Genomic DNA, 235 nt, shown 5'->3' with positions numbered 1-235 from the left:
CGCGAACACAAACTCTTCGAAGAGGCGCTGCCCGGCACCCAGGTGCAGTGGATTGAATTCCTCGGCGGCCCTCCCTTGATCGAAGCGCTGAACGGCGGCAGCCTGGACATCGGAAACATTGGCGACATCCCGCCGATCTTCGCCCAGGCGGCCGGCATCGACTTGCAGTACTTTGCCGTAGAGCCCAACGAGGGCAAGACCGAAGCGGTGCTGGTGCCCAAAGCCAGCAGCGTGC

General features: G+C 63.4%; 1 pseudogene. It reads left to right on the top strand.

Annotated features, from left to right (window positions below):
* Positions 1-235: pseudogene (locus tag SB765_RS33810) on the top strand (aliphatic sulfonate ABC transporter substrate-binding protein); the annotation flags it as partial.

Source organism: Pseudomonas sp. SIMBA_067, assembly GCF_046534675.1.
Lineage (GTDB): Bacteria > Pseudomonadota > Gammaproteobacteria > Pseudomonadales > Pseudomonadaceae > Aquipseudomonas > Aquipseudomonas putida.
Note: the sequence above shows the minus strand (reverse complement) of the source record. Positions and strands in the feature narration are given on the sequence as shown.